The sequence below is a fragment of the Mesorhizobium sp. M5C.F.Ca.IN.020.32.2.1 genome (assembly GCF_004023105.1).
GTDB lineage: Bacteria > Pseudomonadota > Alphaproteobacteria > Rhizobiales > Rhizobiaceae > Mesorhizobium > Mesorhizobium wenxiniae.
The window spans coordinates 1-11,332 of the sequence record NZ_RZSX01000093.1; the positions used below are offsets into that span (position 1 = coordinate 1).

Annotated in this window: 13 protein-coding genes; 9 read left to right on the top strand and 4 right to left on the bottom strand. The window is 62.1% G+C overall.

What is annotated here, in order from left to right:
- The 4 genes from EOA86_RS07190 to EOA86_RS07205 all read right to left on the bottom strand — a co-directional run.
- On the bottom strand, positions 1-669 hold a 669-nt coding region (locus EOA86_RS07190; protein WP_128341093.1), incomplete at its 3' end, for an aldehyde dehydrogenase family protein.
- The gene (locus EOA86_RS07195; protein ID WP_128341094.1) at positions 666-1,718 is read right to left on the bottom strand and encodes an LLM class flavin-dependent oxidoreductase; all 1,053 of its coding nucleotides are present in this window, start codon (positions 1,716-1,718) and stop codon (positions 666-668) included. The genes EOA86_RS07195 and EOA86_RS07190, both read right to left, overlap by 4 nt.
- A complete protein-coding gene (locus tag EOA86_RS07200; protein ID WP_128341095.1) occupies positions 1,715-3,523 on the bottom strand; it encodes an alpha/beta fold hydrolase in 1,809 nt (602 codons plus the stop codon). Before EOA86_RS07200 ends, EOA86_RS07195 begins: the two co-directional genes overlap by 4 nt.
- On the bottom strand, positions 3,516-4,103 hold the full coding sequence (locus tag EOA86_RS07205; RefSeq protein WP_065007144.1) for an amino acid synthesis family protein: 588 nt from the start codon (positions 4,101-4,103) through the stop codon (positions 3,516-3,518). The genes EOA86_RS07200 and EOA86_RS07205 overlap by 8 nt, the downstream gene beginning before the upstream one ends.
- A gap of 146 nt (positions 4,104-4,249) precedes the next feature.
- Here EOA86_RS07205 and EOA86_RS07210 point away from each other — a divergent pair, with 146 nt between their 5' ends.
- The 9 genes from EOA86_RS07210 to EOA86_RS07250 form a co-directional block, all read left to right on the top strand.
- Positions 4,250-4,921: a GntR family transcriptional regulator gene (locus EOA86_RS07210; protein WP_127211701.1), complete on the top strand. Its 672-nt coding sequence runs from the start codon at positions 4,250-4,252 to the stop codon at positions 4,919-4,921.
- Positions 4,922-5,165: 244 nt separating this feature from the next.
- A complete protein-coding gene (locus tag EOA86_RS07215) occupies positions 5,166-5,753 on the top strand; it encodes a sulfocyanin-like copper-binding protein (protein ID WP_245497160.1) in 588 nt (195 codons plus the stop codon).
- A gap of 241 nt (positions 5,754-5,994) precedes the next feature.
- Positions 5,995-6,816 (top strand): SDR family oxidoreductase, encoded by an 822-nt coding sequence (locus EOA86_RS07220; protein WP_164891599.1) that lies wholly within the window; start codon positions 5,995-5,997, stop codon positions 6,814-6,816.
- Positions 6,817-6,826: 10 nt separating this feature from the next.
- Positions 6,827-7,774: a 3-hydroxyacyl-CoA dehydrogenase gene (locus EOA86_RS07225; RefSeq protein WP_065007146.1), complete on the top strand. Its 948-nt coding sequence runs from the start codon at positions 6,827-6,829 to the stop codon at positions 7,772-7,774.
- Entirely contained in the window at positions 7,771-8,733 is a 963-nt protein-coding gene (locus EOA86_RS07230) for a 3-keto-5-aminohexanoate cleavage protein (protein ID WP_065007084.1), read from the top strand. The genes EOA86_RS07225 and EOA86_RS07230 overlap by 4 nt, the downstream gene beginning before the upstream one ends.
- 16 nt (positions 8,734-8,749) lie before the next feature.
- Positions 8,750-9,079, top strand: coding sequence for an SMP-30/gluconolactonase/LRE family protein (locus EOA86_RS07235; protein ID WP_245497161.1), 330 nt, complete (start codon positions 8,750-8,752; stop codon positions 9,077-9,079).
- A gap of 43 nt (positions 9,080-9,122) precedes the next feature.
- Positions 9,123-9,458: a hypothetical protein gene (locus tag EOA86_RS07240; protein WP_065007085.1), complete on the top strand. Its 336-nt coding sequence runs from the start codon at positions 9,123-9,125 to the stop codon at positions 9,456-9,458.
- A 42-nt stretch (positions 9,459-9,500) separates the two neighbouring features.
- A complete protein-coding gene (locus EOA86_RS07245) occupies positions 9,501-9,950 on the top strand; it encodes a lipocalin-like domain-containing protein (protein ID WP_128341097.1) in 450 nt (149 codons plus the stop codon).
- A 189-nt stretch (positions 9,951-10,139) separates the two neighbouring features.
- Positions 10,140-11,332: acyl-CoA dehydrogenase family protein (locus EOA86_RS07250; RefSeq protein WP_128341098.1), on the top strand; the 1,193-nt coding region annotated here is incomplete at its 3' end.

Below are 11,332 nucleotides of genomic sequence, written 5' to 3' on the forward strand. Positions count from 1 at the left end.
GCGTGAAACCAGCGGGTGACTTGTCAGGCGCCGGCCGCAATCGTGCCCGAATCCGGTCAGTATGTTGACGCTTCCGGCGGGAAATCCGGCCTCGTCAACGAGTTCGGCGAAGGCCAGCAGCGGCGCTGGGCCGTCTTCCGAGGCTTTCAAGACCACCGTGCAGCCGGCCGCCAGAGCCGGACCGAGCTTGACGGCCGAAAGGAAGAGCTGCGAATTCCACGGCACGACGGCAGCGACGACGCCGATCGGCTCGCGCCGGATGGTGACGTCCATGTCGGCCTTGTCGATCGGCAGATGCGAGCCTTCATGCTTGTCGGCAAGCCCGCCATAGTAGCGATAATAGTCGCCGACATAGGCAATCTGGGCGCGGGTCTCGCGGATGATCTTTCCGGTGTCGCGCGTCTCCAGTTCGGCCAGGCGGCGGGCATTGGCGACGACCAGCTCGCCGAGGCGCACCAGCAGCTTGCCGCGCGCCGTCGCCGTCAGCGATGTCCACGCGGCGGAGCGCAGCGTCCGGTGCGCCGCCTCGACGGCGCGGTCAACATCGGCCTCGGTTGCGGCGGGCATCGTCGCCCAGGGCGCCCCGGTGGATGGATCAATGCTTTCGAAGGTGGCTGTCGGCGTATCGAACGCCCCATCTATGAAGTTCCTGAAGGCCGCAAGGGTCATTGCGGCCTCCCATGCCGGAAGGCCGGCATCACCTTGTTGACAAACAGCTGCAGCGACTTTTTCTTGCGCTCGTGTGGCAGGCCGCTGTCGATCCAGATCGAATATTGGTCGTAGCCGAGCGCCTCGTACGCCTTCAGCCGGGTGATCACCTCTTCGGCTTCGCCGATAACCAGGTGCTGTCGGATCTTGTCCGGCGCAAATTGCGGCATGGCTGCGATCTCGTCGTCGGTGAGCGCCTCCAATATGCCTTGACGAACAGGCTTCTTGTTCTGGAACCAGGCGCCGAACTGGCAGTAGAACAGCGACAGGTCCTTCGTCAGCTGCTCCGCATCGGCGGCGTCCTCGGCAACGAATGTGTGCATCAGCAGCATAATATCGGGGCGGGCCATGTCCGGATGCGCCGCGCACGCCGCGTTGAAGCGCTCCATCAGGCTGGTCACTTCGTCATCGCCCGAGGCGAGCGGCGTCACCTGGACATTGCAGCCGTTGGACACGGCGAAGTCGTGCGAGTTGGGATCGCGCGCCGCCACCCAGATCGGCGGGTGCGGTTTTTGCACGGGCTTGGGCGACGAGGTGGTCGATGGAAACGACCAGAACTCCCCGGACATCTCGAAGTCGCCTTGCCAGAGGCCCTGGATAGCGGGGATGATCTCGCGCATGCGCTGGCCCGCGCCCCAGGCGTCGAGCCCCGGGAACAGGCGTTGGTATTCATAGCTGTAGGCGCCGCGCGCGATGCCGATGTCGAGCCGGCCGCCCGTGATGACGTCGGTCATGGCTGCTTCGCCGGCAAGCTTGATCGGATGCCAGAACGGCGCGATGACCGTTCCTGTGCCGAGCCGGATGCGCTTCGTCCTGGCGCCGAGATAGGCGATGTTGATGAACGGGTTTGGCGAGATGGTGAACTCCATGCCGTGGTGTTCGCCGATCCAGGCCGTCTCGAAGCCTGCCGCCTCGGCCATCAGGACCAGTTCCTCAAGCTCGTCGATGAGCTCGGCATGCGGCTTTGCCGAGTCCGAGCGTTCCATATGGACGAAGAGCGAGAACTTCATATCTGTTCACCCGGATTAGAAGTGTTCATGGGTGCCGGCTTGGCGAGCGGACGGACTTCACCTTCGACCTCGTTGCCGACATAGACTCCAAACGCATCCTCCCGACATTCGCGAACGTAGCGGGCAAGCATCGAGCGCACAGCAGCGTCGGCGATGTTCAGTCCGGCAATCCTGTCGATGTCGACGAGCTGGACCTGGCCATCGCTGGAGTGGGGCGTGTCTACCGTGCCGCGGTAGTAGACATGCGTTCGCGATGGGCTTGCTGCATCGTCCCAGACCGCAAACAGGAACCCGAGATGAGCCTCGATGGCCTGCGCAGCGAGGCGTCCGTTGAGGCTTCGTGTATCGCCGGACGTCCCCAGTCCTCGGCCCGCCGGCAATTCGAAAAAGCCATCGACAGTTTCGAAGAACAGCACGCGGCCTTCATCTTCGAGGATAGCGCCGACCTCCATGTCGGGTGGCGCGGCCGCCAGCGCTTCCTGGCTGAGACCGGGCGAGACATAGGCGCCACGGCAATAGCCGAGGGGCTGCGATGAATTGTGGGAAAATTCGCGAACGCGGCCGATCAGGATCGAATGATCGCCGGCGTCGACCAATTGCTCCATGTCACAGTCGAACGTCGCCACCGATCCACCGAGCAGCGGGCTGCCGGTCGGGCCGAAACGCCATTCGACAGCCGAGAACTTGTCCTGCGATTTCGAAGCGAAGACGCCGGACGCGGCTCTCTGTTCCTCCGAGAGCACGTTGATGGCAAAGCACTTCGAGGTCGAAAACACAGGATAACCCAGCGCTTTCTTGGCAATGCAGACCAGGACAAGCGGCGGATCGAGCGAAACGGATGTAAACGAATTGGCAGTAAAGCCTCGAGGCTCCCCTTCCGGCCCGATCGCAGTGACGATGGTAACGCCGGTCAGGAAGGAACCGAGCGCCCGCCTGAATTCGCCCGCGTCGAAGGCTGTGTTCATCGCCCGTAGCTCTGATGTGCTTGTGCTGTCGTTGCTCTCGAGAAAATCGACAATGCGCCGTGTGACCGCGTCAGGCGAGGCTATGGCCATCATGTGTCGTTCGCCCTCCAGAACGACGCAGCGACCACGCGGCGCGAGGCGGGCCATCGCTGCCGACATCGCAGGTGAAGAATTCCTGTCCTGCGAGCCGGTCATGAACAGGGCCGGCACCGCAAGACCCGAGAGACGATCGCCATGCGCCGCATCCGCATGGGCGAAAAGTCGATAGGTGCGCGCATAGCCTTCGCGGTTGACGCTTTGCAGTGCCGCGCGCGTCGTCCTCGCGGCCTCTGCCAAGCTGTCGGGGACCGGGTTGCCGAACCAGCGCGCGATCGTTGCGTCCGTTCCTGACGGGTTTTTCGCGCCGTTCAATTCGGCGGCGCGTTCACGCACCGCCTGCGCAAGGGCCGCTGGGCGGCGAAAGACCGCGTTGAGCGACACGATGCTGCGGACCCGTTCGGGAGCATCGAGAGCGATTTCCTGCCCGACCAGCGCCCCCATTGAATGGCCAACGATTGAGACGGCACCCAAGCCAAGGTGATCAAGAAGCCGGATCGCCTGTCCGGCATAGTCGGCAAGGCTGGCGTCCTCGGGTGGTAGCGGCGACCGGCCGTGTCCCAGCATGTCGATCGCGATCACATCCCATCTGTCCTTCATCAGCTCGATCTGTGGGCCCCAGACCGCCGCATTCATGCCGACGCCGTGGATGAGGAGGACCGGCGCGCCGGATCCGGCACGGATGAAGCCAGTGCCGTCAGGCGCCGTTCCGCGATGCCAGCCAGGGGCGGTCAGCTCAGCCATGCAGGTCGCCGACCTCCTTGAGATCCTGATAGCGGTCGCCGATGCGATGATGAGGTCGTCCGCCAATCGAGGCGCCAAGCGCCACCACCAGCTCGTCCGGCGCCGGTGCATCGCCGATCTGGAAATGCACTGTCAGGTAGTGCGAACGTCGGCCTTCATCGTTCTTGTCCATGAGCGGGATCATGATGGGTGTGTTCGGCCCGCCACGGAGGTTGGTGAAGGCAAGATAGGTCTTGGCGCCGACGGCACGCCGATAGTGGTTGCCGAAATGCAGCGTGTGGATGAGCGCGGAGGCATGCTCGATCTCGCCCGAAGTGCCGCATATTGCGGCCTTGCCGTAGCCTTCGATCGCTTCGCCGGATCCCGCGACTGCGAGAATTTCATGGGTCAGCATCTCCCCCAAAACCGGCGCATAGGCGCGGATCTCGGGAGAAAGATCCTCGATGAAACCGCGCCCGGCCCAGGGATTGTCGAGCACTGCCGCCACGCCGATCAGGCGCAGCGCCCGGGGAGCCACCTTGCCGCCTTCAATCAGCGTGTTCTCGACATAGGTGACGATTTTTCGGATGGCCGGCTTCATCGAATCCTCGGTGGTGGATCGGGCCGAGACATCCGGAAAAGTTCCTTTTGCCTCGACAATCTTATGGTATACCATACTACTGAAAACCAAATCCCTTGTCAACGGATCGTCGAATCTGTTTCTTTGCGGATGCTGGGAGAGAAGAATTGGCCGACGACACGCTCAGGATCGAACGATCCACCAAGACGCTCAGAACACTGGCGCTGGAGCGCATGCGAGACGCGATCATGGGGTTTCACTTCCAGCCCGGCGAAAGATTGGTCGAACGGCCGCTTTGCGACCAGCTCGGCGTCAGTCGCTCGGTGGTGCGCGAAGTTCTGCGGCAGTTGGAGACCGAGGGGCTTGTCCAGATGATACCTGGCCACGGACCTGCCGTGGCCCGCCCAGATCTCAGCCGCACCGACGAGATTTACGAACTGCGCGCTCTGATGGAAGGCATCGCAGCGCGTGCCTGTGCGCTCACGGCGACGCAGGACCAGATCGCCGCGCTTGAGGGCGCATTGGATGTGCTGCTCACGGCGTGGGCCTCAGCCAATCCGATCGAGGTGATGCGGGCGACTACAAAATTCTATGAAGTGCTTTTCGATGCCGCCGACAAGCGCATCGCCTGGGAGATCGTCCAGGGCCTGAACGTCCGCATCAACCAACTGCGTTCCATGACGATCGCTTCGGTGAATCGTCGCGATGCCGCAATCGCCGAAATGACCGACATCATGAACGCGATCAAGTCGCGCAACGGCGATGATGCCGAAGCCGCGGCCCGGCGACATGTGGAGCAGGCGTGGCGAATTGCGCAACAGACCCTTCGCCATAGCTGAGGCAGAAACTTCACATTAGGGAATCGCCCGTCGCCCTCGCATTGACGCACCGCAGGCATTCCAACACGCATCCAACCCGATGACATAGCAGCAACAATGGCGTTGTTCCTGATAGCGCACTCTGGGTTTGCTGGTGTGGATGCTATTTCGAGCGTATTCTCTTCCTTAGGGAACAAGCCAGGTCGACCTCGATTGGCGGTCGCTTGCGCTCGGCCGCTCCGCTCGGGAGGAGCCTCTGATTGCGATGGCGCGCTTTGCTCACCTTGCCCTTCTCGCCGTCGCCTTGGCATTATTGCCTGGAATTGCGCTGGCTGGGGAGCCTTTCGTCCCGAGCTGGATCAAGAACGATCCTGCAGCCAAGACAGTGGCCATAGAGATTGTTGCCGATTGGAACCAAGTCGAGCGGTATCGCAGGGACAACATCCGGACCGACATTATTGACTTCAACGGTTACTGGGGCGGCAATCTCACCATCGTCGTGCCAGCAGAATGGTCGGTAGAGATCGAGTTCATCAATGGCTCCTCGTCTTTCCGGCACAGCCTGATGGTGACCAGGGTCTACGCTCAGTCAGAGATGCCAGTGGAGTTGACGGCCGAGGATGCTATCTGGGGGGTGTACACCGATCCGCCGGAGGGAATTAAAATCAATGAGCGGAGGCAACTCAACTTTGTTGCGCAGCAGGCCGGGAACTATTTCCTCGCCTGTGCCAGACAAACGCATCTGATGGACGGACACTGGATCGGTTTCGAGGTGAGAGACAGCATCAAACAGGCCGTGGCAATCATAGACGAAACCAATTTTCCGCAGGAGCAGCCTCTAGGGCGCCCTTAGGGGCTATGCGAGCTAGCCGCGCATTATGGCGTGGTCGTGGAGATCAATGCAAATCCAAGGCGGCTTATCTGGAAACTCGAGAGTATTGGCGTGCCCGAGCAGGTTAGAACTGCTTCTGCTTGCCAAGCCACCAGCGAGGCAGCGCTTTCGTCACTACAAGGGCAATTCTGTACGGCCTGGTCGTTCTGGGCGCTGTCATGGCGCTGCGCGAACGGCGGCTGCAATGAGAAAGGACGGGACGATGAGTGCGACGGCGATAAGTAAAGGGGCGCCGACATCGGCGGACGATTTTCTGACCGGGCTGAAGGGGCAGCGCGTGCTGGTGACGGCAGGTGCCGGCGGTATCGGCCTGGCCATTGCCGACACGCTGTCGCGGCTCGGCGCGCGCATCGTCGTTTGCGACGTTTCGGACGGGGCTCTGGCCGCTGCTCCGGACAAGATCGCCCTAGTTGCCGCAGTCAAGGCCGATGTCTCGCGCGAAGACGACGTCGACCGGCTGTTCGAGACCGTGAAGCAAAAGCTCGGCGGCCTCGACGCGCTGATCAACAATGCCGGCATCGCCGGGCCGACCGGCGGCGTCGATGAAATCGATCCGGCGGACTGGCGGCGCTGCATCGACATCTGCCTGACCGGCCAGTTCCTGTGCGCCCGGCGTGCCGTGCCGCTGATCAAGGCGGCGGGCGGCGGCTCGATCGTCTCGATGTCGTCCGCCGCCGGCCGCCACGGCTACGCTTTCCGCACCCCCTACTCGGCGGCCAAGTTCGGCGTCATCGGTTTCACGCAAAGCCTCGCCAAGGAACTCGGGCCGCACGGCATACGGGTCAACGCCATCCTGCCCGGCATTATCGAGGGACCACGCATCGACAAGGTCATCGCCGACCGGGCCAGGCAGCTCGGTGTTTCGAACGAGGAGATGACGCAGCGCTATCTCCAGAACATCTCGCTGCGCCGCATGACCAGCCGCTATGACGTCGCCGCGATGGTCGCCTTCCTGCTGTCCGATGCGGGCATCAACATTTCCGGCCAGTCGCTCGGCGTCGACGGCAATGTCGAAACGCTTTGAGGAACGGACCATGATGAAGGTAGCAATTGTCGGCAGCGGGTTCATCGGACGGGCCTGGGCGATCAGCTTCGCCCGCGCCGGCCATGATGTGCGGATGTGGGACCAGTCGCCGGCCGCGACGGCCGGCGCGCACGATTACATCGCCGGCGTGCTGGGCGACCTCGCCGCGAACGATCTGCTGCGGGGACAGGCAATCGACGCCGTGCTTGATCGCATCGCCGTGGTGGCGGAACTGGGCGAGGCGCTGACCGATGCGGTCCATATCCAGGAGAACACGCCCGAAAACCTCGAAGTGAAGCGCGAGGTGTTCTCCCTGATCGACGCACTGGCCGGTCCGCACGCGGTGATCGCCAGTTCCACCTCGGCGTTGCTGCCGTCAAAATTCACCGACCATCTGCAAGGGCGGCACCGCTGCGTGGTCGTGCATCCGATCAATCCGCCCTATCTCATCCCGGCCGCTGAAGTCGTGCCGGCGCCATGGACCTCCCCCGAAACGGTCGAAAGGACTCGCGCCTTCCTCGTCGCCGCGGGCCACGCGCCGCTTGTGATGAAGCACGAGCTCGACGGTTTCATCATGAACCGCCTGCAGGGCGCGCTGCTGGAGGAAGCTTTTCGACTTGTCGCCGACGGCTTTGCCAGCGTCGAGGATGTCGATATCGGCATTCGCGATGGGCTGGCGCTGCGCTGGTCGTTCATGGGTCCGTTCGAAACGATCGACCTCAACGCGCCGGGCGGCGTACGCGACTATGTCGAGCGCTACCAGACGATCTATTCCAACATCTTCCCGCAAATGCTGCGCCGCGTCGACTGGGCCGGCGAGGTCATCGAAACGGTAGAGGCCGACCGCCGCAAGCGGCTGCCGCGGGAAGAACTCGTCGAACGGCAGGTATGGCGCGACCGCCGGCTGATGGCGCTGGCAGCGCACAAGAAAAAATCGGATCAGGAGTTTGGAAGATGACGGAAACAAGCCGCAAGCCCGGCGCCCAGCTGCCCAAAGGCAAAGTTATCATCACTTGTGCGGTGACCGGGGCGATCCACACGCCGACCATGTCGCCCTATCTGCCGATCACCCCGGACCAGATCGCCGCCGAGGCGATCGCGGCAGCGGAGGCAGGTGCGGCGATCCTGCACCTGCATGCCCGCGACCCCGAGACCGGCAAGCCTGACCAGACGCCGGCGGCGTTCGCCCGCTTCCTGCCGCGCATCAAGCAGGCCACCAACGCCGCCATCAACATCACCACCGGCGGCAGTCCCTACATGAAGGTCGAGGAGCGCGTGCGCCCGGCCGCCGAGTTCAAGCCCGAGGTCGCCTCGCTCAACATGGGTTCGATCAATTTCGGGCTCTACCACCTCGTCGACAAATATGAGACCTTCAAGTTCGACTGGGAAAAGCCGCATCTGGAAGCGACGCGCGACCTGGTCTTCCGCAACTCCTTCAAGGATATCGAATACATATTGGCAACCTGCTACGACAACGGCACGCGCTTCGAGTTCGAGTGCTACGACATCGCCCATCTCTACAATCTCTCGCACTTCGCCGACCGCGGCCTGGTCAAGCCGCCGTTCTTCGTGCAGTCGGTGTTCGGTCTGCTTGGCGGCATTGGCACGCATCCCGAAGACGTCGCCCATATGAAGCGCACCGCCGACCGGCTGTTCGGAGACCAGTTCCGCTGGTCGGTGCTCGGCGCCGGCGCCAGCCAGTTGCGGATCGCGGCCCAATCGGCAGCGCTTGGCGGCAACATCCGCGTCGGGCTCGAAGACAGTCTTTGGGCCGGCAAAGGCAAGCTTGCGAAATCGAACGCCGAGCAGGTGGTGCTTGCCCGCAAGATCATCGAGGGGCTCGGCATGGAAGTGGCGACGCCCGACGAGGCGCGCGAAATCCTATCACTGAAGGGCGGCGACAAGGTCGAGTTCTGATCTCGCCTGTCGCCGCATGGGTGGCGCCGATGGGTCGACCGTCGATGCCGAAGGCTTTCCCTGGAATGCCCTCGTCTACGACGGGCGGCTGGTGCGTTACGCACCCGACGGCAGCGTCGATCGCACCATCGACATGCCCGTCAAGAAGATCACCAGCGTGATGTTCGGCGGACCGAAGCTCGACACCCTTTACGTGACCTCGATGGCAAAACCGCCGCTGCCGCGATTCCCCGGCGATGGCGTTCTGCGCGGCAGCCTGTTCGCTATAACCGGCCTTGGAATCAAAAGGCGTTGCGGAACCAGGATTCGCCGGGTGACGGCGGCTGCAAAAGGGGATAGAGGCTAATAAGGAAACGAACGCTCGCTCGATTTCTAGTGGTGAAAATCTGATGCTGGTATCGGAGCCAAATACCGGTTTCGACCCACTCTGGCCGTCCGCAACAACCATCGCGGACGGCTCGATTGAGCCCTCAGCGGTCGTTCTTTCCCGGCAATCTGAGCCATGGCCGCCAGTCGTGCCAGCAAGTCGCCACAGCTACAGTTTGGACGTCGAGCACATGATCATTGTAAAAACGGATCCTGATCACCCCGACGCGCAGATCCTTCTCGATGTGCTGTCGGAGGCGCTGACCAGGATCACAGGCGACAGTGGCCAGTACTCGTTTGATGCAAACAATTTGAAAGGTAGGCGGAGCGTGTTTGGGCCTTGCCCGTGCAACGTCTAAGGTCTCGTGCTACGCTCCGAAGTCCTTCTCTAGGGGGCTGTCATGTCGCAACTGAAGACGCTGCTACTTGGATCTTGGAGAATGACATCATGGGTCTATGAGATCCTTGAAACCGGCGAAGTGCTCGATGCCCTGGGGCAGAATACCCGTGGCATAATCTCCTACTCAGCAGATGGCAGGATGATGGTTTTCGTCCTTCGAACAGATCGCAGCACGCCTGCGGCCCTAGTCCCCACCTCGAATGAAAAGATTGCACTCTACGATTCCATGTTTGCCTATGCCGGGACATACTCTGTCGAGCATGACCGGATCGTCCATCATATTGACATGAGCTGGAACCAAAGCTGGGAGGGTACCGAACAAGTCCGGTACCTAGAGACCGACGGTCGAACGCTCCTCTACAGATCGGCCCCGGCACAGAACCCGCTGGATGGGAAAGATTGCGTTCATACCGTTAGATTTGAGAAGATTACATCGACGTCGTCGCATTGAACGCCCGGAAGGTCCGCATTTGAGCCGTTCAGTTGAACCTTCGTCGAACGGCGGTTCTCCACCTAAAGCGGGAGCCTGTGTTGGATACAAAGCCGTCAGATTTCACCATCAGGTGGCGACCCAATGCTTTTCGGCGAGCTCGTCCATGGCCGATGGCGCCGCCTCGTTTCATCGCTGTGAGTTTTTTCCATGAATTTCGATATTCCAGCCCAGACCGAAGATTACCGCGTCCGCATTGCCGACTTCGTCGAGCGTGAGATACTGCCGCTCGAAGCCGACAACATGTCCTACGACGCGCATGGAAATATCACCTTGCCGCTGCTGGAGGCGCTTCGCGCCAAAGCGCGGATGGCGGGGCTGTGGTGCCTGCAGCTCAAGCCCGAATCCGGCGGCGCCGGTCTCGGCAAGATGGACATGGCGGTCTGCTACGAGGAGATGAACCGGTCGATCTTCGGACCCGTGGTGTTCAATTCGGCAGCGCCCGACGATGGCAACATGATGGTTCTGGAGGCGCTCGGCACACCGGCGCAAAAGCAAAAATGGCTGAAGCCGATCGTCGAGGGCAAGGTGCGCTCGGCCTTTGCCATGACCGAACCGCACCCCGGCGGCGGCTCTGATCCTTCGATGATTATGACGCGTGCGAAGCGGCGCGGCGACAAATATGTGGTGACCGGCCGCAAATGGTTCATCACCGGCGCGGAGGAGGCCAGCCATTTCATTCTGATCGCGCGAACCTCGGACGACCCGCGCCATGGTCTGTCGGCCCTGATGTTCCACAAGGACCAGCCGGGCTGGCGCATCATGCGCCGCATCGAGATCATGGGCCCGGAGGAGCATGGCGGGCATTGCGAGCTGGAATTCGATGGGCTCGAAATCCCTGTCGAAGACATGCTGGTCGGCGAAGGCAGGGGCATGAAGGTGACGCAGGTGCGGCTCGGCCCGGCACGACTTACCCACTGCATGCGCTGGCTCGGACTGTCCAGGCGCTGCGTCGAGATCGCGCGCGCCTACGCTGCCGAGCGCCATGGTTTCGGCCAGCGTCTCGCCGACCGCGAAAGCGTCCAGCTGAAGCTCGGCGACCTCGCCATGCGCATCGAAATTGGCCGGATTCTGGTGATGAAGGCTGCGTGGGAACTGGACCGCGGCGGCTTTGCCCGCAAGGAAGTGTCGATGGCCAAGGTCCAGGTCGCCAATGTGCTGCATGACGCGGCCGATGTGGCGATCCAGATCAATGGCGCGCGGGGCTATTCCAAGGACACGGTGCTCGAATGGATTTACCGCTATGCTCGCCAGGCGCGGCTGGTCGACGGCGCCGATGAGGTCCACAAGATGGTGCTGAACCGTTTCCTCAATGAGGAAGAGAGGGGCTTCTGGCGCTGGAC

Excerpts from the sequence above, each read along its gene's own strand:
- EOA86_RS07220 (WP_164891599.1), top strand. The coding sequence starts at position 5,995 with ATGAGTGCGACGGCGATAAGTAAAGGGGCGCCGACATCGGCGGACGAT.
- EOA86_RS07205 (WP_065007144.1), bottom strand. The coding sequence starts at position 4,103 with ATGAAGCCGGCCATCCGAAAAATCGTCACCTATGTCGAGAACACGCTG.
- EOA86_RS07195 (WP_128341094.1), bottom strand. The coding sequence starts at position 1,718 with ATGAAGTTCTCGCTCTTCGTCCATATGGAACGCTCGGACTCGGCAAAG.
- EOA86_RS07240 (WP_065007085.1), top strand. The coding sequence starts at position 9,123 with ATGCTGGTATCGGAGCCAAATACCGGTTTCGACCCACTCTGGCCGTCC.
- EOA86_RS07225 (WP_065007146.1), top strand. The coding sequence starts at position 6,827 with ATGATGAAGGTAGCAATTGTCGGCAGCGGGTTCATCGGACGGGCCTGG.
- EOA86_RS07200 (WP_128341095.1), bottom strand. The coding sequence starts at position 3,523 with ATGGCTGAGCTGACCGCCCCTGGCTGGCATCGCGGAACGGCGCCTGAC.
- EOA86_RS07230 (WP_065007084.1), top strand. The coding sequence starts at position 7,771 with ATGACGGAAACAAGCCGCAAGCCCGGCGCCCAGCTGCCCAAAGGCAAA.
- EOA86_RS07215 (WP_245497160.1), top strand. The coding sequence starts at position 5,166 with ATGGCGCGCTTTGCTCACCTTGCCCTTCTCGCCGTCGCCTTGGCATTA.
- EOA86_RS07245 (WP_128341097.1), top strand. The coding sequence starts at position 9,501 with ATGTCGCAACTGAAGACGCTGCTACTTGGATCTTGGAGAATGACATCA.
- EOA86_RS07235 (WP_245497161.1), top strand. The coding sequence starts at position 8,750 with ATGGGTGGCGCCGATGGGTCGACCGTCGATGCCGAAGGCTTTCCCTGG.